General features: G+C 67.1%; 34 protein-coding genes and 1 pseudogene. 8 read left to right on the plus strand and 27 right to left on the minus strand.

The annotated features are described in order from the left end of the window. Positions 1-3: 3 nt before the first annotated feature. From ACFYZ3_RS00215 to ACFYZ3_RS00290, 16 genes are all read right to left on the minus strand, one after another. Positions 4-219, minus strand: a complete 216-nt coding sequence (locus ACFYZ3_RS00215) for a hypothetical protein (protein ID WP_388512733.1) — start codon at positions 217-219, stop codon at positions 4-6. A gap of 116 nt (positions 220-335) precedes the next feature. Continuing rightward, the gene (locus tag ACFYZ3_RS00220; protein ID WP_388512734.1) at positions 336-722 is read right to left on the minus strand and encodes a hypothetical protein; all 387 of its coding nucleotides are present in this window, start codon (positions 720-722) and stop codon (positions 336-338) included. A gap of 47 nt (positions 723-769) precedes the next feature. Then, positions 770-1,336, minus strand: a complete 567-nt coding sequence (locus tag ACFYZ3_RS00225; protein ID WP_388512735.1) for a hypothetical protein — start codon at positions 1,334-1,336, stop codon at positions 770-772. 2 nt (positions 1,337-1,338) lie between these two features. Then, the gene (locus tag ACFYZ3_RS00230) at positions 1,339-1,497 is read right to left on the minus strand and encodes a hypothetical protein (protein WP_388512737.1); all 159 of its coding nucleotides are present in this window, start codon (positions 1,495-1,497) and stop codon (positions 1,339-1,341) included. Next, positions 1,494-1,718 carry a hypothetical protein gene (locus tag ACFYZ3_RS00235; RefSeq protein WP_388512738.1) on the minus strand — a complete coding sequence of 75 codons (225 nt, stop codon included), beginning with the start codon at positions 1,716-1,718 and terminating at the stop codon, positions 1,494-1,496. The genes ACFYZ3_RS00230 and ACFYZ3_RS00235 overlap by 4 nt, the downstream gene beginning before the upstream one ends. Further along, positions 1,715-2,131: a hypothetical protein gene (locus tag ACFYZ3_RS00240; RefSeq protein ID WP_388512741.1), complete on the minus strand. Its 417-nt coding sequence runs from the start codon at positions 2,129-2,131 to the stop codon at positions 1,715-1,717. Before ACFYZ3_RS00240 ends, ACFYZ3_RS00235 begins: the two co-directional genes overlap by 4 nt. After that, complete coding sequence (locus ACFYZ3_RS00245) at positions 2,131-2,403, minus strand: HK97-gp10 family putative phage morphogenesis protein (RefSeq protein WP_388512743.1); 273 nt, start codon at positions 2,401-2,403, stop codon at positions 2,131-2,133. The genes ACFYZ3_RS00240 and ACFYZ3_RS00245 overlap by 1 nt, the downstream gene beginning before the upstream one ends. 11 nt (positions 2,404-2,414) lie before the next feature. Next, positions 2,415-3,032 (minus strand): hypothetical protein, encoded by a 618-nt coding sequence (locus tag ACFYZ3_RS00250; protein ID WP_388512746.1) that lies wholly within the window; start codon positions 3,030-3,032, stop codon positions 2,415-2,417. Further along, positions 3,029-3,409, minus strand: a complete 381-nt coding sequence (locus tag ACFYZ3_RS00255; RefSeq protein WP_388512748.1) for a hypothetical protein — start codon at positions 3,407-3,409, stop codon at positions 3,029-3,031. Before ACFYZ3_RS00255 ends, ACFYZ3_RS00250 begins: the two co-directional genes overlap by 4 nt. A 10-nt stretch (positions 3,410-3,419) precedes the next feature. Further along, on the minus strand, positions 3,420-3,713 hold the full coding sequence (locus tag ACFYZ3_RS00260; protein WP_388512749.1) for a hypothetical protein: 294 nt from the start codon (positions 3,711-3,713) through the stop codon (positions 3,420-3,422). Positions 3,714-3,715: 2 nt separating this feature from the next. Then, positions 3,716-4,093 (minus strand): hypothetical protein, encoded by a 378-nt coding sequence (locus ACFYZ3_RS00265; protein WP_388512751.1) that lies wholly within the window; start codon positions 4,091-4,093, stop codon positions 3,716-3,718. 33 nt (positions 4,094-4,126) lie between these two features. Continuing rightward, positions 4,127-4,960 (minus strand): P22 phage major capsid protein family protein, encoded by an 834-nt coding sequence (locus ACFYZ3_RS00270; RefSeq protein ID WP_250759338.1) that lies wholly within the window; start codon positions 4,958-4,960, stop codon positions 4,127-4,129. A gap of 117 nt (positions 4,961-5,077) precedes the next feature. Next, positions 5,078-5,785 (minus strand): hypothetical protein, encoded by a 708-nt coding sequence (locus tag ACFYZ3_RS00275; protein ID WP_388512753.1) that lies wholly within the window; start codon positions 5,783-5,785, stop codon positions 5,078-5,080. 64 nt (positions 5,786-5,849) lie between these two features. Next, positions 5,850-7,385: a phage portal protein gene (locus ACFYZ3_RS00280; RefSeq protein ID WP_388512755.1), complete on the minus strand. Its 1,536-nt coding sequence runs from the start codon at positions 7,383-7,385 to the stop codon at positions 5,850-5,852. Positions 7,386-7,411: 26 nt separating this feature from the next. Further along, complete coding sequence (locus ACFYZ3_RS00285; protein WP_388512757.1) at positions 7,412-8,686, minus strand: PBSX family phage terminase large subunit; 1,275 nt, start codon at positions 8,684-8,686, stop codon at positions 7,412-7,414. Further along, positions 8,664-9,182, minus strand: a complete 519-nt coding sequence (locus tag ACFYZ3_RS00290; RefSeq protein WP_388512759.1) for a hypothetical protein — start codon at positions 9,180-9,182, stop codon at positions 8,664-8,666. The genes ACFYZ3_RS00285 and ACFYZ3_RS00290 overlap by 23 nt, the downstream gene beginning before the upstream one ends. Positions 9,183-9,273: 91 nt before the next feature. Here ACFYZ3_RS00290 and ACFYZ3_RS00295 point away from each other — a divergent pair, with 91 nt between their 5' ends. Further along, positions 9,274-10,206: a hypothetical protein gene (locus tag ACFYZ3_RS00295; protein WP_388512760.1), complete on the plus strand. Its 933-nt coding sequence runs from the start codon at positions 9,274-9,276 to the stop codon at positions 10,204-10,206. A 5-nt stretch (positions 10,207-10,211) separates the two neighbouring features. Here ACFYZ3_RS00295 and ACFYZ3_RS00300 read toward each other — a convergent pair whose 3' ends face one another. The 10 genes from ACFYZ3_RS00300 to ACFYZ3_RS00345 all read right to left on the minus strand — a co-directional run bounded on the left by ACFYZ3_RS00300 (position 10,212) and on the right by ACFYZ3_RS00345 (position 15,610). Beyond that, entirely contained in the window at positions 10,212-10,421 is a 210-nt protein-coding gene (locus ACFYZ3_RS00300; RefSeq protein ID WP_388512763.1) for a helix-turn-helix domain-containing protein, read from the minus strand. Between the two features lie 133 nt (positions 10,422-10,554). Continuing rightward, a complete protein-coding gene (locus tag ACFYZ3_RS00305; protein WP_388512766.1) occupies positions 10,555-11,043 on the minus strand; it encodes a hypothetical protein in 489 nt (162 codons plus the stop codon). 10 nt (positions 11,044-11,053) lie between these two features. Next, on the minus strand, positions 11,054-11,665 hold the full coding sequence (locus tag ACFYZ3_RS00310; RefSeq protein ID WP_388512768.1) for a hypothetical protein: 612 nt from the start codon (positions 11,663-11,665) through the stop codon (positions 11,054-11,056). A gap of 81 nt (positions 11,666-11,746) precedes the next feature. After that, positions 11,747-12,142, minus strand: coding sequence for a hypothetical protein (locus tag ACFYZ3_RS00315; RefSeq protein ID WP_388512771.1), 396 nt, complete (start codon positions 12,140-12,142; stop codon positions 11,747-11,749). A gap of 76 nt (positions 12,143-12,218) precedes the next feature. Beyond that, the gene (locus ACFYZ3_RS00320; protein WP_388512772.1) at positions 12,219-12,995 is read right to left on the minus strand and encodes a hypothetical protein; all 777 of its coding nucleotides are present in this window, start codon (positions 12,993-12,995) and stop codon (positions 12,219-12,221) included. A 5-nt stretch (positions 12,996-13,000) separates the two neighbouring features. Beyond that, positions 13,001-13,450 carry a hypothetical protein gene (locus tag ACFYZ3_RS00325; protein ID WP_388512774.1) on the minus strand — a complete coding sequence of 150 codons (450 nt, stop codon included), beginning with the start codon at positions 13,448-13,450 and terminating at the stop codon, positions 13,001-13,003. A 307-nt stretch (positions 13,451-13,757) separates the two neighbouring features. Then, positions 13,758-14,135 carry a hypothetical protein gene (locus ACFYZ3_RS00330; protein WP_388512777.1) on the minus strand — a complete coding sequence of 126 codons (378 nt, stop codon included), beginning with the start codon at positions 14,133-14,135 and terminating at the stop codon, positions 13,758-13,760. Beyond that, positions 14,132-14,389, minus strand: coding sequence for a hypothetical protein (locus ACFYZ3_RS00335; RefSeq protein WP_388512779.1), 258 nt, complete (start codon positions 14,387-14,389; stop codon positions 14,132-14,134). The genes ACFYZ3_RS00330 and ACFYZ3_RS00335 overlap by 4 nt, the downstream gene beginning before the upstream one ends. Then, positions 14,386-14,649: a hypothetical protein gene (locus ACFYZ3_RS00340; protein ID WP_388512781.1), complete on the minus strand. Its 264-nt coding sequence runs from the start codon at positions 14,647-14,649 to the stop codon at positions 14,386-14,388. The genes ACFYZ3_RS00335 and ACFYZ3_RS00340 overlap by 4 nt, the downstream gene beginning before the upstream one ends. A 1-nt stretch (position 14,650) precedes the next feature. Next, positions 14,651-15,610, minus strand: coding sequence for a BRO family protein (locus tag ACFYZ3_RS00345; RefSeq protein WP_388512784.1), 960 nt, complete (start codon positions 15,608-15,610; stop codon positions 14,651-14,653). A gap of 510 nt (positions 15,611-16,120) precedes the next feature. On the opposite strand from ACFYZ3_RS00345, the gene ACFYZ3_RS00350 reads away from it, so the two are divergent. The 6 genes from ACFYZ3_RS00350 (at position 16,121) to ACFYZ3_RS00375 (ending at position 21,176) form a co-directional block, all read left to right on the plus strand. After that, entirely contained in the window at positions 16,121-17,329 is a 1,209-nt protein-coding gene (locus ACFYZ3_RS00350; RefSeq protein ID WP_388512788.1) for a hypothetical protein, read from the plus strand. A 96-nt stretch (positions 17,330-17,425) separates the two neighbouring features. Continuing rightward, positions 17,426-17,818: a DUF6221 family protein gene (locus tag ACFYZ3_RS00355; protein WP_388512790.1), complete on the plus strand. Its 393-nt coding sequence runs from the start codon at positions 17,426-17,428 to the stop codon at positions 17,816-17,818. 460 nt (positions 17,819-18,278) lie between these two features. Next, positions 18,279-18,893: a hypothetical protein gene (locus tag ACFYZ3_RS00360; protein ID WP_388512792.1), complete on the plus strand. Its 615-nt coding sequence runs from the start codon at positions 18,279-18,281 to the stop codon at positions 18,891-18,893. 81 nt (positions 18,894-18,974) lie between these two features. After that, complete coding sequence (locus ACFYZ3_RS00365) at positions 18,975-19,289, plus strand: hypothetical protein (protein WP_388512794.1); 315 nt, start codon at positions 18,975-18,977, stop codon at positions 19,287-19,289. Positions 19,290-19,341: 52 nt separating this feature from the next. After that, positions 19,342-20,202, plus strand: coding sequence for an abortive infection family protein (locus ACFYZ3_RS00370; RefSeq protein ID WP_388512796.1), 861 nt, complete (start codon positions 19,342-19,344; stop codon positions 20,200-20,202). Between the two features lie 2 nt (positions 20,203-20,204). Beyond that, complete coding sequence (locus tag ACFYZ3_RS00375; RefSeq protein WP_388512798.1) at positions 20,205-21,176, plus strand: DUF4238 domain-containing protein; 972 nt, start codon at positions 20,205-20,207, stop codon at positions 21,174-21,176. Here the strand turns inward: ACFYZ3_RS00375 and ACFYZ3_RS00380 are convergent, their stop codons facing one another. Continuing rightward, on the minus strand, positions 21,177-22,679 hold the full coding sequence (locus ACFYZ3_RS00380) for a recombinase family protein (protein ID WP_388512801.1): 1,503 nt from the start codon (positions 22,677-22,679) through the stop codon (positions 21,177-21,179). A 44-nt stretch (positions 22,680-22,723) separates the two neighbouring features. Between ACFYZ3_RS00380 and ACFYZ3_RS00385 the strand changes: the two are divergent. Continuing rightward, positions 22,724-22,939: pseudogene (locus tag ACFYZ3_RS00385) on the plus strand (hypothetical protein); the annotation flags it as partial. Between the last annotated feature and the right edge of the window lie 2 nt (positions 22,940-22,941).

A 22,941-nucleotide genomic window follows, 5' to 3' on the forward strand; every position in this document is an offset into this window, starting at 1 on the left:
CGATCAGTTCCACTGGATGACGTCGGGGTGGCCGCCTTCGGCCCTGAACTCCCCGGGGGTGGTGCGCTGTGTGAGGGCCTGACGCGGTGGCCTGTGCGGCTTGGGGGCGGGCTGTGCGCTCCGCTGCGGGCTCTGGTGGCCCTCGGCCTCCCGGTGCTGCTTCGCAGCGATCCGAGCCGCCACGACGCCGTTGTACGCGCCCATGCGCGTGGCCTTCATCAGGAACTCCTGAGAGGGCAGGTCGTACATGTTGCGGACCCCGAAGAAGACCCGGAAGTCGCACTCCAGGTCGTCCAGGTGGTTCAGGATCCACAGAGGTAGTTCGACCTGCCCGGTCAGTTTCCCTCGTCGTCCTGGGCCTGGTTGAAGACGATCCGCATGACCCGCTGCGAGATCTCGGCGAGCTGCTCAGGCGTCAGGTCCTCGTGGTCCATCAGCACGGCCATCAGCTCGGGCCCCAGGGCCTCGGGAACGATCATCGCCTGGGCCTGCTCCTCGCCGTGCTGCTTCATCAGCCAGAGCGACTTCAGGGCCAGGTTCGCCCTGGGGCGATCGGTGATCGAGTAGGTCTTGCCCTTCAGGGTGAAGACCGGGATCTCGTCGTACTCGGCGCCGGACGGAGCGTCCAGGTCGACGGGCTCCGAGGGGAGCTGCTCCAGCTCCTTCGGACGCTGAGCCGGCTGCCGGGCCGGGCGCCTCTGCGCTTTCTTCGTGGTGGTCATGCGGCGTCCCTGGTGGGTGTGTGGGTGTGAAGGGGGACGAGGGCTGATCAGGCGGACGTGTCGTCCACGACACGCAGCGGGCTGATCGAGCTGGAGACGTAGTGCGCGCTGAACTGGACCGTGTACACGGACTGCTTGTCCTTGGAGTACGCGAAGGAGACCTTGTCCGTGGACAGCGTCTTGCGGACCACGATCCGGCGCCGCTTCGAGTTGGGCCCGAAGGCGTCGATCAGCAGCGCGTAGTAGCCGGGCTGGGTCGCCGAAGTCGCGTAGTCCAGCTCATAGGCCGTGGTGCTGTTCACCGCGTCGTTGGTGACCGTGCCGCCGTTCAGCGTGGTCTTCAGGTTGTCGAGCGTCAGCTCCGCGAGGTTGGTCTCCACCTGGATCTCGCGAGAGGTGAGCCGTCGGCCCACGACGTCCACCACCTGATCGACCTCCAGGGCGGTGTACTTCTGGTCGACGATCAGGTTGACGCCGTCTTGGGTGCCGCCACAGGTCGTCCAACCCACGCCTGGTGCGTCGTTGATGTCCGCGTCGGTGGGTTCGGTCGTACCGAAGGTGCCGGTGTAGAGGTCGCCGGGACCCAGGGCCAGGTTCGTAGCCGTAACCGGCATGATCAGCCCTCCTTCTTCTCGGGGGCCTTCGCCTTGGGCGCGGCCTTGGACTCGTTGGTCTGGTCGTCCTCGACCAGGAGGCCGTCGCGGCGGAGGTCGATCAGCTCGGCCTCGTTCACCTCGACCTCCACGTCCGGACGGAACGTGGTGCGAACCTTCATCGCAGGTCCCTTCGTTCGAGAGGCCAGCGCAGGTGAGCGAGGCCGGGGTGATCCCGGAGGCGCATGGTGTCCTCGACCGGGATGGACGGCGGGAACGGGATGACCCGGGCTCCCACCAGGAGCGCTTCGGCCTCGGCCCTGTCGCCGTGGACGAGGACCTTGCCGCCGTGGGTGAGCAGCTCGCCGCTGACGGAGCCCACGAGGGCGTACAGAGCCGTCACGGGACCCTCCAGTGGAGTTGCAGGTCGAACTGGACCCGGGCGAACCGGGCTTCGTCCGAGGGGATGCGGCGCGGCTCGGAGAGCGGGTAGGCCGACAGAACGTGCACGGGGGAGAACGGGCTCCCGGGCGTCAGGAGCGGCTGGGCCGTCTCGTAGGCCTGGGCCAGGACGAGGGAGACGAGGTGCGACGCCCGGCCCCAGGGAGGCTCCGTAGAGCCCTTGGTGGCCACCCAGGCATCGATCTGGACCACCGGCCGGCTCACGAGGAGGTACATCTCCGGGGTGCCGCCGACGACCGTGACCTGGACGAAGGCCGCGAGGTTCTTCGGCAGGTCGGTACCGACCTCGGTGTTCAGATCGGGGATGGCCTGGAGCCAGGCGGTGGCCACGAGTTCGTTCGAAGGCCTCAGCATCAGCCCGACCTCTTCCGGTACGCGGCCGGACGGAGGTAGGGCTGAGCCCGCTGGTGCTCGGTGCCCATCTCCACGGCTCCCGAGTAGTCGGCATCGGCAACCACACGGTCCTTCTCGGCCCGGATCGAGCTGCGCAGATGTCCGGTCTTCACCGGGGCCAGACGCCGGGCGTCCTCGGCGATGGCCTCACAGAGCTTGGCCACCGTGGCGTCGCTCATCTTGAGGACCTTGTCCTCCCAGCCCGAGGCCATCTGAATGCGGACGTCGTCCACCGCGGCCTCCTCTACGGGGTCTCTGGGCCCGTCTGGACGAGCCGGAGGTCCAGGCGGAGGTCCGCCCGAGCCACGGAGCTGTGGGGGCGCGTCACGGCTTCCACGAGGTACGTGAGGCCGTCCTCGGCCCTGAGCCGGTCGCGCTCCTGGATGTCCGTCTCCGGCGGCACGAGGCCGGTGAGCTTGCGGACCACCGTGGTGCGCATGTCGGCCGGGACGAAGGTGGTCTGGGACTGCTCCGTCAGCCACACCGGGACGCCTGTGAGGATCGGCGTCTCGGCGGGGATCAGGTCGCCGTACTCGTCCTGCACCGAGCCCCGCAGGACATCCACGTACGTCTCCGGCATGACGGTGCCGACGACCTCCACGTGGTGGGGGCCGCCGAAGGGCGAGGGGTACCGGGCGGGCTGCTCCAGCACTTGGAGGAGCAGCCCATCCCAGCGGATGCGGTCGTTGAACCGGACGTCGACCAAGCCGTCCACGAACACCCGGTAGGTCGGGCTGTCGTTGACCTGACCGTTGGCCGGGACGCCCGGCGTCTCCGGCTGCACGTGGGCCTGCACCGTAGTGCCCGTGTCCACGCCGTCCGGATGGGTGATCGTGACGTAGCCCGTAAGGATCGGGATCACCACGTCACCACCCAGCGGTTCAGGGCCCCCGAGACCCGGAGCGCCTGGAGGGCGGCAGGGGCGATCCGCCCCGGCTCCTGCCCCGAGGTTCCCCGGGCGTACGAGACCTCGCCGACGGTGAGGGTGCCCCACTGGCGCTGGGCGCCCGTGAGGTCCTTCGTCTCCACCAGGTACTCGGCCTGGGCCAGAGTGGCCTTCCGCAGAGCAGCCTGGACCTTCGGATCCGTCGGCATCCCGTCGGCGTCCGTGTCGTACACGGCGCCGATCAGGAGGCCGTCGATGTCGTCCGAGGCCCGATCGAGCACCTTGGCGGCGTTCGCCGGGGCCGGGTCGGGGGCCAGATAGTCGATGAGCTGCTGCTCGGTGGCGTAGGCCACGGCACACCCCCTACTGGGGCTCCGTGTCCCCGTACGCCTCGGCCAGCTCGTCGCGGGTCGCGGACTCTGCCTCGGCCTCGTCAGCGCCCTGGGAGACCGCGTAGGCCACCCAGTCCTTCTTCGAGGCGCTCTTGGCGGGCCGCTGGGGGACAGCCGGCTCGCTGGTCCCCTGGTAGGGCGACCCGTCCTGATTGACCCGGACGAGCGCACCCTCCTGCTCACGGCGGGCGTGGGCCTCACTGAGCGGGAGATTCATCTCCCACACGTGACCGCCCTCGCCCCGGAAGTACGCGGTCTCGGCCATCGTCAGGTCCCCCTGGGGACCTTGAACGCCGTGATGGCACCGGTGTGACCCGACTCGATGTCGACGTGGAGGAGGCCGCCCGCCTGCTGGAAGCGCGAGCTGGAGACCGGACCGAGCCAGACGACGCCGGTGGTGGCCGGGACCGAGACGGTCAGGTCGCCCTGGCCACCGCGCCAGGCAGGCGGGTTGGTCCCACCGGCCTTGAGCGTGACGGTGTGGGCCGAGGAGTGCGTGTTGGTGACCCGGATGACCAGCTCCTCGGAGTGCACCGTGGACAGGCTGATCGAGTGGTCGTTGGTGGCGTCCAGGGTGGTCCCGGCCGGGTCCGCGAGGGACCCGTTGCTCACCAGGTTGGAGATCGGAACGGCGGTACGCGCCATGGTGGTTACCTCTCAGGTGATCGGGACGGGCCGTCAGAGGGCCGTCTTGGAGGCCTTCAGGACGGCCAGCGCGTCCGGCCGGAGGACCTTGGCGCCGTACAGGTGCAGGCCACGCACGGCGGTGGCGAAGGTGGTCTCCAGGCGCAGGGTCTCGACGTCGTTGACCTGGTCCGCGAAGGAGATCGCGTCCTTGACGCCCGCCGTCACTGCGTAGTCGTCGCCGGTGATGACCGGGACCGCGTTGCTCTTGAGGACGAGCATGTTGTCCACCTGGCCGACTCGGCCGTTGCGGAGGCCCTCGGCGCCGCCGGAGGCATCCACGCGGACGAACTTGTCGTTGGTGAGCAGCAGGCCGTAGTACCACGGGGGGACGATGACGTACCGGCCGATGTCCGGGACGTCGGCCTCATCGAGCTTGACGCCCAGGTCGATCAGGCCGTTGTACGCCTTGTCGCCGTCAGTGATCGGCGTGGTGTCGATCACGTTGGCGGACTGGACCTGGGTGTAGAACCCGGCGATGTACTGGTCCACCTTCGCGGCCATGTTGTAGGCGGCGATGTCCATGCGCTGGGCCATCTCGTCGCCCGCCTGGGCCTTGTCGATGTCGTCGACCTTGAACGAGAACTTGTCCGACTGGTCCACCTTCAGGGTGGCCTCGGCGTCGGCGACGTCCTCATAGGTGATGGTGTCGCCGGAGTTGTACGAGCTGACCGTGACGTCGCCCAGCATCTTGATGTGGACGGTGTCACCCTTCTTCTTGATCTCGCCCTCGTAGTCGTGGTTCACGACCTGCGGCCCCGCGTACACGAGCGCCTTGCGGAGGGAGACGAGGGCCTGGGCGGACCAGACCTCGGGCTTGAAAACCACGTTGATCTCCTAGTGGTCTCAGAGGGGTATGGACGCGGCCTTGTGCACCTCGTGCGTCAGCCGGGGAATGACGAGGCCGTGTCCGCGAGGTCCGCTCGGGCCTGCGTGTGTCTCTCGTCAGGAGGCGAGGTAGTCCTTCAGGAGGCCGTCCTCGCGGGCCTTGACCAGCTCGTCGGGCGATAGCTTGGCCACCTCGGCAGCGGTGAGCTGGCGCTTGCCGCTCGTGCCGCCTGCCATGTCGACTCCGCCCCGCGAGGGCACCGGGGGAGCACCCTGGGCCTTCAGGCGGGGGTTGTTCTCCACGGCCTTCTTGATGGCCGCCTCGACGTTGGCCGCGAAGGTGTCGGCCGTGGGGTCGAGCTTGTTGATCGCCCGCTCGAACGAGGCCGAGTCGAGAAGGGCCTCCGGATCCGCACCGTGCTTGCCAGCCGTCTGGAACACCGCGAGCTTCACGGTGGCCTGGCGGGCCTGCTGGTCGGACTCCTGGGCCTTCTGGGCGATCTGCTCGGGGGTGAGCTTCTTCTCCTCGCCGCCTCCGAAGAGCTGACCGAACTTGCCCATGAACTCGGAGAACTGGGTCTCCAGGGCAGTGCGCTTGGTCTTCTCCTCGTCGACCTGGGTCCGGAGGTTCTCCACGAGGCGCGCGGCCTTCGCGGGGTCGTACTCGCCCTCGAACTTGGGGGCCTTGCCGGTACCGCCGTCACCCTGGCCCTGTGAGCCGGCCGGAGGGCCTGCCGGGGGCTGCGCGGGGTTCTGGGTCTCCGGGGCCTTGCCCGGGTCTCCAGCGGCCTGCTGGGGGTTCTGCGGTTCGGTGGGAGTGGCCATGACGTCGTCCTCCTTGTGACGCTCGTCGAAGAGCCCGGCCACGCCTTGGCGACCGGACAGGGATTCACTGGGGGAGGGGAGCGGGCTCCACGACGGGCCTTGCCGCCGGAGGCGGGATCTCCTCGGCCAAGATCGCCTGGACCTCCTGGTCCACCTGCGTCTTGGTCCACGTCGGGTGCAGGGTCTGCACCCGGAGCTTCAGGGACATGGCCTTGGCCGAGACGAGGACCGTCAAGGTCTCTGCCATCTCCTTCAGGGAGGGCTGGACGGCCGTGGGGAACGCCACGTCGATTCCGGCCTCCGGGTTGGACCGGTTGCCGAACACCTCGCGGTCGATGCCCAGGAGGGCTTGGAAGAGGCCCTGGAGCGCCGGACGCCAGTAAAGGATCTTCTGGCCCCGGGTGCTCAGGCTCTGCTCCTTACGGGCCTGGACCTCGGTGGCCGTCACGGCCGCCACGTCGCCCTTGCCGCCGAAGCTCTGCACCGAGTAGCCCGCGCTGGAGACGATCTGCTCGAACAGGGCTTCCGCCAGGGCGAGGTGTTCGTCCACGCGGATGTCGAACTGGTTCGTCGTGACCGTCGTATCCAGTCCCATGATCCCGACGAAGACCTCACGCTCCATGTCGAAGCGCGCTGCCTGGCCAGGGCCGTCGATCTCCAGAGCAGCTTCCGGGACGATGATCCGGCTCTTGCTGAGGCGCAGGTCTCGCATCAGGCTCGTGTACGTCTCGTCCAGGGCGTCCATCATCAGCTCGATACCGGCGAGGTCGGAGCGGCCGAGATTCACGGCGGCGCGACAGCCGGCCCAGATGCGGTTGGGCTTGACGTTGGGGACGTACGCGGCCGTGAGCCAGGGGAGGTTGGTCAGCAACACGCCCTGGTCGCCGTACAGCTCCGCGAGATCCGCGGTGCCCTCGAAGGCCGAGAGCGGGATCCGCTCGCCCAGCTCGGTGACGGTGCCCTTGTACAAGCCGTAGGAGATCGAGCCGCGCTCGTGCAGTTCCAGGAGCCGGAGAGTGTCCTCGTTGTCCTGATACACGATGTCCCAGAAGGTCACGCTCTGGAGGCGATCCCAGGCCCAGGAGCAGACGGCGTTCTCCGGATGCTCCGGGACGAGCCACGGGCGGTCGGCCTGGGTCTGGTCCCAGACGACCTTCAGGAAGACGCCTCCCAGGGCGGAGCAGATCTCGGCGGCCTGCTGTAGGGCGGCGTGCATCCCGTCCGTCTGGTAGGCGTCCAGCTCCTTCTGGGTCGTGCTGTCCGTGGAGGTGAACGTCGGCATCTCCGCGAAGAGGAGCTTGGCGCTCAGCTCGGCGATGTCGGCCGCCACCGGGACGTGGAGCTTGGTCCGCAGGGTCCCGGGCGTCAGGGTCTGGCCCCAGAAGGTCCTGGGCGCCGTGGTAGGGCCTGCTCCCCGAGGCTTGTCGCTCGCGAAGAACGCCTGGGCCGTCGGGTGCGTGAGCGAGCCGGCTCCGCTGTAGAAGCCCGTTAGGGCGTCCGGGTCGCCGGAGTACCAGGCGGTCCACTCGGTCAGCTTGCGGGCCACCGGGTCCAGCTCGGGCGGGGGCCAGAGAGTCTGTCCGCCGACAGGGAGAGGCATCCGGGGTCACCCCCGTCCTCAAGTCGTCAGGCGGCCCGTCGGATCTGGTGCTGCCACAGGAGACGGGTGGTTCGAAGGGCGTAGCGAAGTGCGTCCACGCCGTGGTCGTTCTGCTTCAGGGGCGCGTCCTGGCCGTCCAGGGCGGCCTTGGGGTCCCAGGTGTAGGAGTCCATCTCCTTGAGCAGCTCCCGACAGGAGCTGTGGATCATGAGCTGCTTGTTCGCCAGGAGGTTGGAGACGAGGCGGATGCCGTCGATCACCGCGTTGTCGGCTGCCGTGGGGTTCAGACCGTCCTGGCGGAGCTGGGAGATGAAGCTCGCCGCGCTGGGGTCCACCACGACGTACTGGGGCCGTATGCGGCCGTGCTGGGGCACGTTGTCCAGCCAGCCCGTGACGCGCTTGGAGGCCTCGGCCTGGGTCAGGGAGAGGCTGCCGGAGTCCTTCTTGTACCGGTACTCCGAGGCGACGTAGAGCCGCCGGTCCTCGCCCAGCCCGATCAGGACTGCGTGGGTCGGGTTCGTCGCTCCGTAGTCGATACCCACCGAGACCCAGCGGCGGATCTGCGGAAGGATGTCGACGACCTGTGTGGAGGCGTCGAACATGTCGTAGATCGCGCCCTGGGCCGCGACCCACTGACCGAGGACGAAGCGCTTGTAGAAGAGCCCGACGTTGCTGGCCTTGATGTGCGCGACGTACGCGGGGTCCAGATGAACGTTGTCGTCCAGCTCGAAGCTGAAGACCTTCATGGACGCCCGCTGAACGGTGTCGTCGATGAACTTGGCCTTCAACCAGTGCGTGGGGGCATCGGGGTTGGTCGAGCCGTAGATCCTCGCCCCGACCGCGCGCATGCGGGTCAGCAACATGTCCCAGAAGACCTCGGGGAGAAGCGTCGCCTCGTCCACGTACGCCCCTGCGCACGTCATGCCCCGGATCTTGTTCTCGGCCTTGATGTCGTTCGCGCCGATCACGTGGACCAGCCGGCCGAAGATGCGGCAGGTCGGTGCTCCCGGCGTGTACTCGACCTGAGCAGCCAGCTCCCCGAAGATCTCCGGGTTCATCAGCGGCTGGAGGACGTTGCGGTACAGGGAGTCCCGGGTCTTGCCGATCATGACCAGCTCGCCCGTGGTGGACGCCCGGGGGACGAACATCATCCAGGCCCACGCCGACGCGATGGTCTTGCCCGAGGAGACCGCGCCCTCCCAGAGGTTGATCCTCCGGTTGGCCGCCGCGATGCTGCGGATCTGCTTGGGGGAGAAGCGCTCCAGAAGGAACTGGGTGCTACGAGCCGTACTCGTCGGCATCGTCGCCCCCCAGCTCCCGGGCAGCGGACGCCATGGCGTCACTGAGGCTCTGGAGGAAGCCCGCGGCCTCTTCCCGGCCCGTGTCCCCTGCGTCGACCTGGGCGAGCTTCAGGGCCCCGTTCAGGGCCTGGACTGCTGAGGTCGTCAGGTCCTTGGTCTCCTTCGCCGGGGGCTGCTGGAGCCACTCGGCGACGCTCTCCCCGGTGTGGGTCCACCCGTGGACGAGGTACCGGTCCTGGGCCCTTTCGATGGACCTCTCCGCCAGATCCAGAAGCTGTCCCTGGAGCCGCTGACGCCTGTCCTTCAGATCGACCTGACGGGCGTCAGTGGCGGCCCTGGTGGCCTCCCGGTCGAAGGCGAGCCCGAGGCGGTTCGCGTGGTTGGTGATGGTCGCGACGGACCACTCCAACCGACGGGCGATCTCGTTGCGGGAGAGGTTCTCCCCATGCAGACGCCGGAGAGCCTCCTCGTCCTCGGCGGAGAAGGTGCGTGCCACAGCCGGCTCACCCCCTCATGTGCGTGCGGTGACGGGTTACCGGTCGGAAAATGACGCCCGTCATGTCCGTGGGTGTCCGTACGCTCCGGTCATGACAGATGACGAGATGCCGGAGGGCGAGGGGATCCGCCCGTTCGCCGTACCGATCAACGACGGCTTCGCGCGGGAAGCGGTCGAGACGCTGCGGGGCTACCGCGAGTTGGTCGAGAAGTGCCTCGGTGAGGCCGAAGGTCCGTCGGAGGGGGCACCCGTGAGGACTGAAGTGGCTTGGATCGCTGCCACTCCGGACCCGGTTGGGACGTCCCGCAGTTCTCTGCGTGGCATGTTGCTTGAGGTTGGCGGCATGTCGTGGGAGACCGCTGTCGATCATGTGCGAGCACTGGAACACGACATAGTGCGGAAGCCCCCGCCGGTGTGGTCACCGCTGGTCATCGCGCGTGCCGTGCTGGAGAGCTGTCTCGTCTTCGACTACCTCTTCGATCCATCGATCTCTGGAGCCCTCAGGCTGGCCAGGTGCGTGGGGCTCTGGCGCAAGGACTCGGAGCACTCGGCCAAGCTCGCGAAGCTCCTGGATCAGGATGAACAGGCGGCAGAGCTGAGCGCGGAGATCACGCGCGCACTTGCCGACTGCGACATCAGCGAGAGGCGGAGTGCCAGCGGGAAGGTGACGGGTCACGTGGTCGACGGCGAGGTGTCAAACCTCGACTACGTCATCACTGAGCGAGTTCGGGACCGCCTGCCTACGTGGATCCCGATGCCCTACGGCCTTCTGTCAGGCGCTGCCCACGGTCGCCCCTGGATGACGGACCGAGCACGACGGATCGGCGATGAGGGCGGAGGCCTCGTAGGGGAGGCGGCGACCGTCATGACCGCGATCATGGTGGTCATGGCCTCATTGGAGATGGGCCTCAGAACGTGGCAGGAATACTTCGGATTCGATTTCGGAAGTGACCTTGCCGAGTTGGACGAGTACCGCCAGGCCATGACGCTGCGTCTGATGGGGTTCGCGCACGCTACGGAGTAGCTGGCTCAGGCTGCTGGGACCAGTACCCGCTTGGCCTTGGCCCTGGTGGCCTTCTCGACCCTCGCGACGTCCAGGTGACGGAAGAGCTTCTGGCCTCGGTGATCGAGGCCCTCGACTTTCAGGTGGCCTCGGCGGACCCACGAGTAGACCGTCACCAGGCTGACGCCACAGTGTTCGGCGGCCTCGCGGGCCGTCAGCCAGAGTTCGTCCTCCACTGAAGCCCTCCCGCACATGCGAAAGGCCCCAGTCCGCCAACGGCGTCGGGGCCTGCACGAGGACGTACGTGTCCTGCTGCGTTCGATTATGCGGTCGTTCGTTAGGGAAAGCAAGTATCAATTACGGTGGACGTCATGACGGGTCCGGATAGTGCTCCCAGACGTACTTGGGGAAGGTTTGACGGCGAAGGACGGTGCCCATCACGGTCCGGATGTCCGAGGAGATGATGACGTACCTCGGGGGCCAGGGCTCGGGGTCTGCCACGAACTCCGGCCGAACATACATCTCAGCGTGGCAGCGCTCCAGAAAGTCCCGGACGGCCTTGTCGTGGAACCGCAACGCCTGCTCCTCAACGGCCCGACACAGCTCCTCACCCGTGGAGACCCACTGGAAGTACGCGCTGTTGTTCCGTTCCGGCACGGCCTCGGCGAAGTGCTTGTGGAGCGCATAGCTGATCTTGATGCACTCGTTGGCAGCCGCCTCGGCGAGGCCGAGCAGATGTGTCCGCTCTGCCTCGTGAGCGGTCTTCCGCTGCTGCCAGATCACGGCCCCTGTGGACACCGCCGCACCCACGAGAGCACCGCCTAGACCAAACAGCCCCGCCACCATCTCGGGTCCCATGGTCCGTCTCCTAACCCGCTGACGGCGAGGACGTGTCGTCCTCCTCGCGGGGATCGACGTTCGCGGGGTCGGGGTCTTCCATCAACTCGAAGCGGCGTCGCTGGGCCAGCTCGTGCTGAATGGCCCGTTGCTGCTTCGCCCCCGTCCGCTCGGAGAGGGGCGGGAGAGGGTCGGAACGGATATAGGCCGACAGGAGGTCGGTCAGCTCGTCCGCCAGTTCCGCCAGCCAGCTCACCGCGAACAGGTGCCGTACCCCGGCGGCCCTGAACTTTCGCATGACGAGGAGGAGGGTCCTCACGCGGTCGCGGAGTTCCGGGTCCGGGATGCGGGCGACGGCCCGCTGGACCCTCTCCATGTGGCCGAACACGGTGTCCAGGTATTCGGCGCTCTCGTCCGTGCGCATCGTGGCAACTTCGCCCCTGACCGCCTCCAAGAACTCTCCGAGCGAGATCAGCTCGTTCAGAGCCGTGTCCGCCGCTTCCTGGCCTATCTCCGCGAGGCGGGCTTCCCGGGCCAGTTTCCTCTGGTGGGACAGGGTGAGCCACACGCCTCCGAAGGATGCGGCACCACCCACGAGGGCACCACCGAAACCGATGAGACCAGAGAGCACTTCAGGTTGCATGCCGATCATCATGCCGACGGGACCAGTCCGATGGGGCTGATCCCGTCAAGTCCTAGGTGGCCGGCTCTCGGGGAGCGGGGCCTATCCGAAGGGGTTACCGCCCTGCGCTTGTACCCCGGCCGTAGCCGCCGCCAGGTATGCGGCGTATGTCTCTCGCTGATTCCACGTGAAAATCACAGTGCGGGAGTTGTTCGCGATGGCCTTCTGAGCCTCAGCGGTCGCGATCCGGAGCTGCCCGCGATCCTGTTCGGTGGCGAGCTGGACGTACCCGTTCGCGAGGCGAGTGGGCTCCTTGGACTGCACCTTGATGACGTCGCCGAGGGGGATCACGGAGTCCCTGGCGCCGGTCACCTTCCCCATGAGCTTGCGCTTGATCTCGGCGCGATCCGCGTAGAGCGTCACCGTCGCGACGTAGCCCTTGAAGACCTGTGCTTCAGGCTGGGGTGCAGGCGCACCCTTGGAGAGGTCGTATGCCATCGGATCAGTGTGCCGCTGTCACTTGGCCCCGACCATAGTTCCCCAACCCTTCGCCTCGGCCTGCCTCACGATGCCGTCAGGCGGGCGGCAGGGCCTTCAGAGCCGGCTCCTTCGCCTCCACCCGCTTGCGCGCTTCCCGGCAAGTCCCGTCAGAGCAGGGGAGGCCCGCGGCCTTCAGGGCGTCACGGATGTGCCCGGTCCCCGGACGCTTGCCGCCGAGGGAGTCGTAGAGCCTACGAACGATCACGTCGGCCGTGGGCTTCTGCGGGCTCTGAGCGGCCCTTTCCGGCTCTGGGCTGACGCGGGCCGTAACCACCTCCGGGCGGGGCACCGGAGCAGGACTGACGGCCTTGACGGCAGGCGGCTGTAGGGCCGGAGACCACTTGGGCGTGGCGGGCTTCCATGGGGGAGTACCAGCCCGGCTGACGTTCACCGTCGACTCCGGTGGGACGACGACGGACCTCCCGATCCCGGCGAGGGCGTGGACCCGCCAGATCACCACGGGTGCCACGAGGCTGACGGCGGCCACCAAGGCGACCGAGGAGCCGATGTGGTCAGTCGAGAGCAGGTGAGCTGCTACCTGGGCTCCGGCCATCATCACCAGGGCAGCGGCGATGTCTCGGCCCTGGCCCGCTCGTACGGCCGCGATCACGTAGGTGTCGATTACGACGGCCAGCAGGGGTGCGACCACGGGAGAGATCCCGACCTGGCGGGCCAGCTCCCACTCGCCGGCTGCCGTCACGGCGATTCCGGCGACGAGGGCGAGAGCCAGGAGGATCTGGTCGGTCCGGCTGACGGAAGACGGGGAAGGCCCCGCGCCCTTGGTGGGCGTGGGGCTCTTGCGGAGGCGCACGAGCGTCAGTCCTCCCCGGGCGTGCTGACGGCCTGGGCCTGGGCGGTGACGAGCTGGCCGTACTCTCGGGCGCTCAAGCGGACAGCCGGGCAGTACCGGCACTCGGCCGCCCACCCGCTGCCCTCCTCCCGGATCATCGTGCGCAGATCACACGTGGGGCAGGTGACGGGCAGCAGCATCCTGACGGGCTCGATGCCCGAGACCCGTCGGAGGGTCTTTGTGAGGCGCTCCAGCTCCTGCGCGAAGTCGGCCACCCACACCTGGCGACAGGCCCACTCGACGTGGTCCAGCAGGAACTGCGTCAGGGCGCTGACGGTGCGGCTGACGGGCTTCTGACGGATCTGCTCGGCCACGAGGTCCGCCCAGGCGCTCAGGACGCCGATGACGGGCACGGGGCCCTCCTGGTCCTCGCCCGACAGCACCCCGTCAGCGGAGGGACCGAGCAGGTTCAGCACGTCCTCTCGCAGCGGGATCGGGGCGGACTTTGAGGTCTGGACCCGATCGCTGCTCGTGCCCCTCTGCACGGGGTTCCGGGCCATCCAGCACTGGACGACCAACTCCGGGAGGCTGAGGAGAAGCCCGCGGACCCTGTTCCGGCACGGACGGCAGGTCCGGGGGAGGTCGCTGTCCTTGCAGCAGACGGCGCACTCGGTCACCGGGCCCTCCGCATGTCGCGGATGACCATGACGATCCAGCCGATGACGATCAGCGCGGCGAGGGCGTGGAAGGCGTGCCCGAGGCTGTGAGGGTTCATCTGCATCGTCAGCCCTGCGCCTTCCGGTACTCGCGGACGACGTCGCTGAAGTGGAACAGCACGTCCGGCATGAAGCAGCCCCTGGACGGGTCGAGAAGTTCGATCTCCACCGGCGGGATCTGCGGGTCCGGAACGGGCTCGTCGTCCGCGTACATCCCCGTGAGCGTGCTGGCCTGGTGACCCATCAGCAGGGGCTCGTTGCAGACGCCGTACCCGTGGTCGGCCATGCAGGTCCACAGCTCCGGCACAGCGCCCGTACCGAGTTCGAGGACGCGGCCGTCACCGCTCTTGACGGGCATGACACGGTGATCGCGCCAGGCGTCCTCGGCGATCTCGGCGAGCCGGGTCTGGATCAGGTGGTCGAGGGTGATGGTCGGGCTGGTCATCGGCTGTTCTCCCCGTTGATGTTGTTCTGGTGGTCGCCCTGGGCCCAGAAGTCGGTCATGGCCTGCTGGGCGTCCTCGCCGTGCAGCTCCACCAGCCCGTCGTCGGTCTTCTCCCAGACCCGGTAGGGCTTCACGGTGACGGTCTCTACGAGGTCGAGGCCGTCGATGTGCTCGCGGACCTGGATCTGCTGGACCTTGGTCGAGTCGTAGGCGACGATGTAGCGCGCCCACGGGTCGTATTCGGTGATGCTCATCGGCCCTCCTCCTTCGGGGTGAGGCTCTGCGCGATCCAGGTGCCGTTCAGACGGCGGACCAGCCCGCGCTCGCGCATTACGCCCATGCAGCCGGAGACGGTGTTCGTGGCCATCCCCAGAGCGGCGGCCAGAGACCTGCCGTTCTGCGGCTGATCGGCGACGACCAAGTACGTCCAGATCAGACGGGCGTGGACGGTCAGCTCCTGGTCCGTCAGGACCGCGCTGATCTGCTGGGTGCTCGGCAGTTCGGGGCGCGTCATCTCAGGCACCTCGCTGGAGCTTGGCGCGGATGGACTCGATGCGGGACCGGAGGTCGGGCTGCTCCTTGGAGGCCGGCTCGTTCTTCTCCTTGAGCTTGGGGAACGAACGGACCTGCGCGGCGAACTGCTGAAGGACGTCGAGGATGTCGCCGAGGGTCGCGTAGCCCTCGGGGAAGCGGAAGGAGAGCGTGGTGGTGACCCACAGGACCGCGTCGTCCAGGCGCCGGAGTTCGTCCTCGGTCAGGTAGTCCGGGGTGGCGTCGGAGGGGCGAAGCTCTCCGGCCTGGTGGAACGTCCCGGTCCGGGGGTTGCGGTAGTCCCGCTTGTAACGCTCGCCGCCGACCTGAGGGCGCGTCTGGCGAATGGCCGCCGGGGTCAGGCCGAAGAGGATCTCGTAGAGGGCCGTGCGCACGTCCCGGAAGTCCTCCCGGTCTCCTCCGGCCTCCCAGATGGCGTGCCGGATCTTCCGGTAGTCGCGGATCTCCAGCTTCCGTACGAGGACCAGGTCATCGACGGTCTGCACCATCTGCTGGGGCATCTCCTGGAGCTGGGCCAGCGGGGCGTCGGCGTTGACGACGAAGCCCTCGCGCTCGATCTGCTCCAAGAGGTCGTAGACCTGGTCTCTGTACTCGGCGGCCTTCGGGAGGTCGGAGCGTGAGACCAAGTGGTAACAGCCCCGCCTGTAGATGACCCTCATGGTCTGAGGTCCACCGGCGGTGGGGATGGTCTCCTGACCGACGTAGAGGGGAGGTGCGGATGACCTCCCCTTCATGGATTCCTGGGCCTTCTTCAGGCTCTCCACGAACTTGGCGGTACTCGTCCGGTAACCCAGACCCTCGCGGAGGTCGGCGGCCACGATGAAGCTGGCCTGGTGCTGGGTGCTGAACCCAGTTCGGAGGACGGTGTCCGGGAAGATCTCCTGGATCGCCCGGAAGATGCTCGGGAGCTGAACGACGCTCACGTGAGCCCTTTCGACTCAACGCATGAGGGAGGTCCCCATGCAGGGCCTCCAGCGGAGTCGTATCGCCTCGGTGGCGACGAAATGAATATAGCACGGAAAGGGCTCGTAATACATTCTCCCGCGAGATCTATCGCCGTGCGATGTCACTCTAGGAATTCCTGTAGTAACTATCTCTCCAACAATTCCCGGGGTAATTCAGCGGTTGGCGGACGGGCTATCCGCGTGCGTACCATGACCGTAGACGCAACGAGGCCCCCGGGGCTGGTAACCCCAGGGGCCGCGTCAGAGGGCCGTTTTTAAATTCGGCCTTCGGTTGGTCCGGGAGGTCCTCCACCTCTCCGAGACCGGCACTCCGTCCACGTCCAAGAGACCGGAGCACCAATGAAGTTGTCCCCCGATTCTAGCGTCCAGGACGCCTTGGGTCGAATCGCTCCCCAGGAATTCCCGGAGCGATTCCTTCCCATCCTCGATGTCCTTGCCGAGCACCCGGACTCCGTCCAGGAGTGCCGCATGGCTTTCGCGCTCCTCCAAGGGCCCGTCAAGGGCATCCGGGCCCTCTCGATCGTCTCGGGCCTCCACCAGGAGCAGGTCTGGGAGATTACGTCCTCGGCCGACGGAGGCCTCTCCCCGTACGGTCTGGTCAGGACCGTCGAGCGCGGGACGAGTTGGTCCTCCGAGGGCCGGGAGAAGGGTGAGTACGCCCTCGCCGAATCCCCCCGTCTTCCGCACACCAACACCTCTACCTATAAGACCCCCTACCCCCTGGGGGACAAGACCCTGAAGGGTCTTGAGGACCTTGAAGTACACCGTGTGCGGTTCGCGGGGGGATTCTTCGACGAGCGGGTCATGGCCCTGGCAGACCCGGGCCTGGACCTGTGGCGTCGGGCGAAGACCGAGCTGGGCTCCGAGGGTTGGCGGGTCGGGATGATCCTGGGCTTCCAGACGGTGACCCTGACGGCGAAGGCCTGGACTGCTCTGGTCGGCGATGAGAAGAAGGCCGCTCGGCTGGCCAAGAAGCTCGTGGACCACGCAGTCCTCACGAAGGCCGGGAAGGCCAGGGCCACGGTGTACACCCTGGATTGGTCGGTACCGCTCCAGGTCGTGGAGACCATGGGCCGGGAGGATCTGCGGTGCCGGGCCCGAGCGCTTCAGAAGAGGCACGCCGAGGAGCAGGAGCGTATCCAGCGCCCGGCCTCCTTCGAGGAGATCGAGGTCCGCCGTCGGAGCCGGAACTCCGCCACGTACGCCTCGTACCTCCAGGACGCCCTTGGCGAGGCGAAGGGCCCCGGGCACCGCAAGGACCTGGAGAAGCTCCTCCACACCTTCGCGGGCGCCTCTGAGTCCGACTGGCGCCGGTGGTTCGATGCGGGCCAGTCCCTGACCGAGGACGAGGTCCGAGAGATGGCCGGGCTGCCCAGGCGGGAGGTCGCCAAGCAGCCGACGCCCGAGGAACTGGCGCTCATGGTCCGCCGGGTCACCAAGGAGCCCGAGATGCCGAAGGTTCCCGAGGTCCTTCCGGCCACGCCGGCTCGCGCCGACGACGAGACCGAGGACGACCGTCTGCTCCGCACCCTGTGCGAGGGCGACCCGCGGATCTTCGAGTCGACGTACGGGCGGCTGCCGAACGAGGAGGCCGTCGTGGACGCCAGGACCCAGGCCCGCATCGACAAGGCCCGTAGGCGGCGCAGCAGGAGCACCCTGGCCAGTGCCGTCCTGTGAGTCCCGAGGAGATCCGGCAGGAGGCCTTGGGGCGCCACAGGGCGACCTACTGGGTGGATGATGACCTCTCTATGCATACCAACCAAGGGGGCAGCGATGAGCCGAGACGACTTCGCGGTCATGATGGAGTTCCTCACGGCCCGTCTTCATGAAGACGAGACTGCGGCCAAAGCGCTGAAGCCCGGCAAGAGCCCGGACGTGCAGCGCCTGCGGGACCGGATCCTCGCCGACGTCGAGGCGAAGCGCCGGCTCATGGACTGGGTGACTGAGATGCCGCGAAGGGCAGAGGCCAGCGAGGGGCGCTCTCGCTGGCAGAAGCTCGCCGGAGACGTGTACAGCGAACATTCGCTGCGCCGCCGTAGTCCGGTGATCTGGGAACTCGTCGCGGCATACGCCGATCACCCCAACTTCCACCCCGAGTGGAGATTGTTCGACGGCGAGCCGGTAGAAGACGAGGGCCGCACTGGCACTCAGGTTCCTACCGTCTGATGCTTCCTGAAGCCCGCCAGGAGGCCCTGAGGCGTCACGGACTGACGGAGACCGAGGACGGCTTCGAGTTGACGCTCGCGGGGTTCCAGCAAGCCTCCAAGCGGGCTCTGGCCCTCCGGGAGCAGGGGGACCCGGAGGCGACCTGGATGCTTTCCTTGGGCCCCGAAGATCCGCTGCGCTGGGAGTACTGCCGGTGCATTCAGGTCGACGCATTCACCGGCGATGCGCGGCACTCGTCTTTTTAAATTCCCTCGCCGTGAGTGCTCCGTGAATCCTTGAAGGAATGAATTCGCCGAGTATCGGACAGGTCGCGTCCAGTCACCTAAAACGGCTACCATGTTCAAGGCCGCACGACGAAGGCCCACCTCCAGGGAAGAGGTGGGCCTTCGGCTTTTTAAATATCTCTCGGGAGAGACCGAATCGGGTGCTGTGACACCTGATACTAGGTTTGGGGAAACCTGTGGGCGATCTTAGCCGTGTTCGCACAGTAGAGCTAGACGACGAGACGTGCTACTCGCTGTGGGACGCCATCCGGGTCCTGGGGTACGGGACGATCGGCGCGTACGGAAAGGGGCATCGCAAAGTCCCCCGTGAGATGAAGCAGCGCGTACCGTGGGAGGTATTCGGTGAGACCGGCCCCCGGGCCCGAACCATGACCACGGCCGTGACCAGGGACGGTCTGCGGCGCCTGGTGGCGAATTCTCGTCGGGCCGCCGCCGTGAACCTGGCTCATGAGCTGGACATGGAAGTGGTGTGCGTCCCGACGGCCGAGGCGGAAGCCCTCCGGATCGTCATCGCCGCCCTGAAGCCTGCTCGGGTCTTCGAGGAGTACAGGGTCGGCGATCACGTTGTGGACGCCTACATTCCGGCGCTCAACCTGGTGGTCGAGCGTGACCGTCTGAACGACTCCGGGCGTGACCGGAACGCCGAGTGGTGGCGGAGGACCCTGATCGAGGACCGGCTCGGCTGCTCGTTCGTCGTCTTCGACCCGACGAAGCGGGACTTCAACGTCGGCTCCCTCGTGAACCAGATCTTGATGACGGATTGGCCTGAGGTGGCGAAGCAGTCCACCTAATCCCTCCAAGAATTCCTGGAGAGAATTCGAGGGGACGGGCGAAAGTTGTGCTGTCACCCCTATGGGTGACAGCATTTCCGTATGCCTGTGATACCGAAGCGCCTCGTCGTCATCGACCCGGAGGCCCCTGCGGGCTTCAGGAGGGTCTCCTACGACATGCGGGTGGACAGGGTGCCCTTGAGGTCTCCGGCGATGCGGAAGCTCGTCCAGGGCCTCGTGCGGGACCAGATGGCCTTCGCCGAGCGCGAGCGTCTGGAGGCCTCCTGGGTGGAGCGGCAGTTGGCCACCGCGCCTCCGCTGACGGCCTACCAGGCCAAGATGCTCCGGCGGGTCAAGACGGAGCTGACGAAGGCCGCTCGTAGCCGCACGGATGAGCCGGCCCGCAGGGCGGCCTGAGTACTTCGGAAAAGGCCATGACGCTGTCAGGGGCTACTCGTATCTTCAGACCATGACCACAACTGCCCGCCGCGAGCTGGTGAGCCCAGCCACCCTCAGAGCTGTCCGCTCTCTGGCCACGGACCTGACGGTCCGGATCGTGGCCGAGCTGTGGGAGGCTCACGGGTTCGCGCCCGTCGCGCCCGACGAACTGAAGTATCAGGACACAGGGCAGCGGCGGACCGAGTTCATGCACTATGCGGAGGGTGTGAACTGGTCCGATCCGGATCAGGTTCGACGGGCCCTGTTCGTCTTCGAGGACTTCATCCGTGAGTTCCGCGACCCCAACCAGCCGGGCACTCCGAAGTGGCTGGAGGACATCCGGGTCCGCCTGGAGCGGGACGGGCTTGTGCTCGACGAAAGCGGCAAGATCATGTGGAGCGCGCCGCCTGTTCTGGCCCGCGACTTGAGCGCGCTGACCGACGCCTCGGGCATTTTCGTCGAGCTGGAGCGCATCCGACGCGACCTGACGACCGACCCCCACGGCGCCATCGGAGCGGCCAAGCAGCTCATCGAGGCGACGGCCAAGACGGCTCTGCGTGAGCTGAGCGTGCCCATCGACAAGAACGCTGCGCTGCCCGCGCTCGTCAGCACGGTGCAGAAGGCACTGAAGCTCGATGCCGGTTCGGCTCCCGACGGACCCGACGGCAGCAAGGCTGTGAAGAAGATCCTCTCCGGCTCGGTGAACATCGCCGTCGGCGTTGCCGAGCTGCGCAACCAGGGTTTCGGCAGCGGTCACGGAATGGCGAGTGCACCCTCAGGTCTCGGGGTCCGTCATGCCCGCCTGACGGTGAACGCCGCGGTGACGTGGTGCGAGCTGATCCTCGACACGCTGGCGGACCCGGCCGCTCCGTGGCGCAGGGACAAGGCCTGATCATGGGGAGCGCCAAGAAGGACCTCAAACGGAACAACCACACGGTGCCCAGGTCATACCTGGAGCGGTTCGCCGGTGAGTTCAAGCAGGTGTCCCGCCTCCGGCTGGAGGATGGAGTCTGTAAGGACGAACCCATCAAGCGGTCGACGGTGATCAGGGACTTCTACCTCATGGAGACCGCGGACGGGCAGTGGTCGGACGCAGCGGAGGATGTGTTCGGAGTAATCGAGAACGGTGGCATCCAAGCGATCCGAGCAGCCGTTGACGACCGAATTTGGCCGTTGCCCGATAAGCATCGCGCCGCCCTCTCGGTATGGGTCGCGCTCCAGCACGTAAGGGTCCCAGCCGTCCGGCAGGGCGGCGACGAGGTCGCGGACTTCATGCTCAAACTGAGCGTGGCCGTCAATGGCAAACCGCGAATCCAGCAGCTACTTGCGGAACGCCTGGGGCGGCCCCCGACGGATGAGGAAGTCGAGGCGAAGTGGAAGAAGCTGACGGACTTCGACTCCTACCAGGTGAAGCAGCATCCCAACAAACACTTGAAGCTCATCAACGAGTTGGGCCCCAGGGCGGCTGGGCACTTCTACGACAGTGCTTGGTGGATCTGCCGTTTTGAGAATGAAGCACTGCTCACCACGGACTGCCCCGTGGCCCTGGTCCCGCGAGCTGGCGCGGAGGATGACGGTGTCGGTCTTGCGACAGCCCAGATGTTCCTGGTCCCGCTGGACCGCCGCGCGGGCCTTGTGATCCAGAACTGTTCAGGACCAGATCGTGAGCTTCCAGCAAGTGCGGAGATTGCGCATTCGTTCAACCAGCAGCTCGTACTGAACGCTCACCGGAGCGTGTTCCACCACCCGGACGATCAGCCGTTGACGGGTTTACACATCCCTGGTGTCAGGGTCAGTGAAATCTCGATCGGAGCAGATCTGAAAGAGTTCCTCTCGCCTGATGGGTGGCGAGGCGGCAAGACCTGATCACCTCCACAAGATCTCGACCCGGTCCGGATTCCACACGTTGAAGGGCCGGGTCGCCGGGTGGATCAGGATCTCCCGGATTAGACCCCTGTACACCGACTGCTTCCGGGCAACCGAGTAGTCCTCCCACTCCTTCCGCAGGTCAGCCGCGCTGACCTCGGTGAGGTTGGCCTTGATGCCGTACTGGGCGATCTTCCGACGGGCGTCGGCCATGCGTAGGTTGAGCTTGTCGATCGCGTCCTGGATCTCCCGGGCCGGACGGTCGCCGTCCAGGAGTTCGTCCGCCAACTCCCCCTTGCGTTTCTCCCAACGGGAGAGCTTGGTCTCCAGTTCGGGACGGGGGTCGTCCGGGTCCTCCTCGGCGGAGACCTCGATCTCCTCCAGCCGCTTGAAGAGGAGCTTCTCCACGAGAGGTTCCAGGTCGGGGATCTGGATCGTCCGGCCTCCGCAGCCCCCGCCCTCCTTCTTGCACGTGTAGATGGGCATGTCCTTGTCGCCGCGCTGGCCGGTGCTCATCTTGTGGTGCTGGCGGCCCTCCTCCTTGCACGAGCAGGGTTCGCCCACGACGTGGGGGACCTTGCAGGTGCATCGAGGGAGGCCTGAGAGCGGGTACTTGAGGGCCGTGGAGTCCCGTTCTCCGAACTCCGCCTTGAACTCCTCGGAGCGCTCGTCCAGCAGGGCCCGGAGAGCGTCGCTGTCCTCGGGCTCAATGATCTTCGGCCAGACCGCCTGACCCTTGATCTCGCCCTTGTGCTCCTTGCGGCCCGAGATCCGGGCGGACATGAGCAGGGCCCTCATGGCCTGGTAGGTGAACTCGCCGCCCGTCGTGGTCTTCACACCGTTCTCCTGAGCGTCCAGGACCAGGCTGTACAGCTTCTCTCCCGACAACGCCCTGGCCGCCCAGCGCTTGACGTACGCGGCCTCCTCCTCGTTGAGGATCTCGCCGAGGACCTTCCGCCTCGTGCCCTCGCCGTCGTACAGCCGGGTGTAGCCGAAGGGGCGGTGCCCTCCATTGTGGATCTTCCCGGCCTCGACCAGCTCCTGGATCTTGCGGAGGATGCGCTCCTGCTTGTGCTCGACCTCGTACTTCGCGATGGCGCCGAGCATGCGGGCCACGAGCCGGCCCGTGGGGGTGCTCAGGTCGAGGTCGCCCGCCTTGACGGTCGCGATCTCGGTCTTGTGCTCCTCCACGATGATGATCAGGTCCTCCAGCTCTGCGGGCTGGCGGTACACACGGTCCGGATGCCAGGACACGATGGCGTCGATGTGGCCCGACTCGATGTCGGCCAGCATCCGGATGTAGTCCTTGCGCTTCTTCCTGCGGTCGGCGGCCGTCACGTCGTTGTCGACGTACACCTCCACGACCTTCCAGCCGAGGGAGGCGGCGAGGAGACGGCAGTCGTCCTCCTGGCGCTTCACACCGAGACCGCCGCCCTCACGGTCGTCCGAGATGCGGACGTAGATGCCGACCCGGCGAACACGATCTCTGGCAGAGGACTTCATGCCCTGGATGGTAGGCGAGTTGATGGGTTCGACAGAACTTGTGGCACCACGGCTCTGCCCACCAGGACTTCGCGTTCCTCCGCCGGGTCGCCCCGCGGCTGGCGCTCATCAGCTGCGGCGAGGACAACACCTACGGCCACCCGGCACCCGGCACGGTGGCGGCACTGCGCGCCCGGGGGGCGACGGTGCTGCGCACGGACCGGGACGGGTCGGTGGCGGTCGCCGGTACGGGGAGGGAGCTGCGGGTGGCGGGAGACTGAGG

The sequence above is a fragment of the Streptomyces sp. NPDC001599 genome, assembly GCF_042893535.1.
In the GTDB taxonomy this organism is placed as follows: Bacteria; Actinomycetota; Actinomycetes; order Streptomycetales; family Streptomycetaceae; genus Streptomyces.

Coding starts and splice junctions, on each gene's coding strand:
- ACFYZ3_RS00215 (WP_388512733.1), bottom strand. CDS start 219: ATGAAGGCCACGCGCATGGGCGCGTACAACGGCGTCGTGGCGGCTCGG.
- ACFYZ3_RS00220 (WP_388512734.1), bottom strand. CDS start 722: ATGACCACCACGAAGAAAGCGCAGAGGCGCCCGGCCCGGCAGCCGGCT.
- ACFYZ3_RS00225 (WP_388512735.1), bottom strand. CDS start 1,336: ATGCCGGTTACGGCTACGAACCTGGCCCTGGGTCCCGGCGACCTCTAC.
- ACFYZ3_RS00230 (WP_388512737.1), bottom strand. CDS start 1,497: ATGAAGGTTCGCACCACGTTCCGTCCGGACGTGGAGGTCGAGGTGAAC.
- ACFYZ3_RS00240 (WP_388512741.1), bottom strand. CDS start 2,131: ATGCTGAGGCCTTCGAACGAACTCGTGGCCACCGCCTGGCTCCAGGCC.
- ACFYZ3_RS00260 (WP_388512749.1), bottom strand. CDS start 3,713: ATGGCCGAGACCGCGTACTTCCGGGGCGAGGGCGGTCACGTGTGGGAG.
- ACFYZ3_RS00265 (WP_388512751.1), bottom strand. CDS start 4,093: ATGGCGCGTACCGCCGTTCCGATCTCCAACCTGGTGAGCAACGGGTCC.
- ACFYZ3_RS00275 (WP_388512753.1), bottom strand. CDS start 5,785: ATGGCCACTCCCACCGAACCGCAGAACCCCCAGCAGGCCGCTGGAGAC.
- ACFYZ3_RS00280 (WP_388512755.1), bottom strand. CDS start 7,385: ATGCCTCTCCCTGTCGGCGGACAGACTCTCTGGCCCCCGCCCGAGCTG.
- ACFYZ3_RS00285 (WP_388512757.1), bottom strand. CDS start 8,686: ATGCCGACGAGTACGGCTCGTAGCACCCAGTTCCTTCTGGAGCGCTTC.
- ACFYZ3_RS00295 (WP_388512760.1), top strand. CDS start 9,274: ATGACAGATGACGAGATGCCGGAGGGCGAGGGGATCCGCCCGTTCGCC.
- ACFYZ3_RS00305 (WP_388512766.1), bottom strand. CDS start 11,043: ATGGGACCCGAGATGGTGGCGGGGCTGTTTGGTCTAGGCGGTGCTCTC.
- ACFYZ3_RS00310 (WP_388512768.1), bottom strand. CDS start 11,665: ATGCAACCTGAAGTGCTCTCTGGTCTCATCGGTTTCGGTGGTGCCCTC.
- ACFYZ3_RS00315 (WP_388512771.1), bottom strand. CDS start 12,142: ATGGCATACGACCTCTCCAAGGGTGCGCCTGCACCCCAGCCTGAAGCA.
- ACFYZ3_RS00330 (WP_388512777.1), bottom strand. CDS start 14,135: ATGACCAGCCCGACCATCACCCTCGACCACCTGATCCAGACCCGGCTC.
- ACFYZ3_RS00335 (WP_388512779.1), bottom strand. CDS start 14,389: ATGAGCATCACCGAATACGACCCGTGGGCGCGCTACATCGTCGCCTAC.
- ACFYZ3_RS00340 (WP_388512781.1), bottom strand. CDS start 14,649: ATGACGCGCCCCGAACTGCCGAGCACCCAGCAGATCAGCGCGGTCCTG.
- ACFYZ3_RS00350 (WP_388512788.1), top strand. CDS start 16,121: ATGGCTTTCGCGCTCCTCCAAGGGCCCGTCAAGGGCATCCGGGCCCTC.
- ACFYZ3_RS00355 (WP_388512790.1), top strand. CDS start 17,426: ATGAGCCGAGACGACTTCGCGGTCATGATGGAGTTCCTCACGGCCCGT.
- ACFYZ3_RS00365 (WP_388512794.1), top strand. CDS start 18,975: ATGCCTGTGATACCGAAGCGCCTCGTCGTCATCGACCCGGAGGCCCCT.
- ACFYZ3_RS00370 (WP_388512796.1), top strand. CDS start 19,342: ATGACCACAACTGCCCGCCGCGAGCTGGTGAGCCCAGCCACCCTCAGA.
- ACFYZ3_RS00375 (WP_388512798.1), top strand. CDS start 20,205: ATGGGGAGCGCCAAGAAGGACCTCAAACGGAACAACCACACGGTGCCC.
- ACFYZ3_RS00380 (WP_388512801.1), bottom strand. CDS start 22,679: ATGAAGTCCTCTGCCAGAGATCGTGTTCGCCGGGTCGGCATCTACGTC.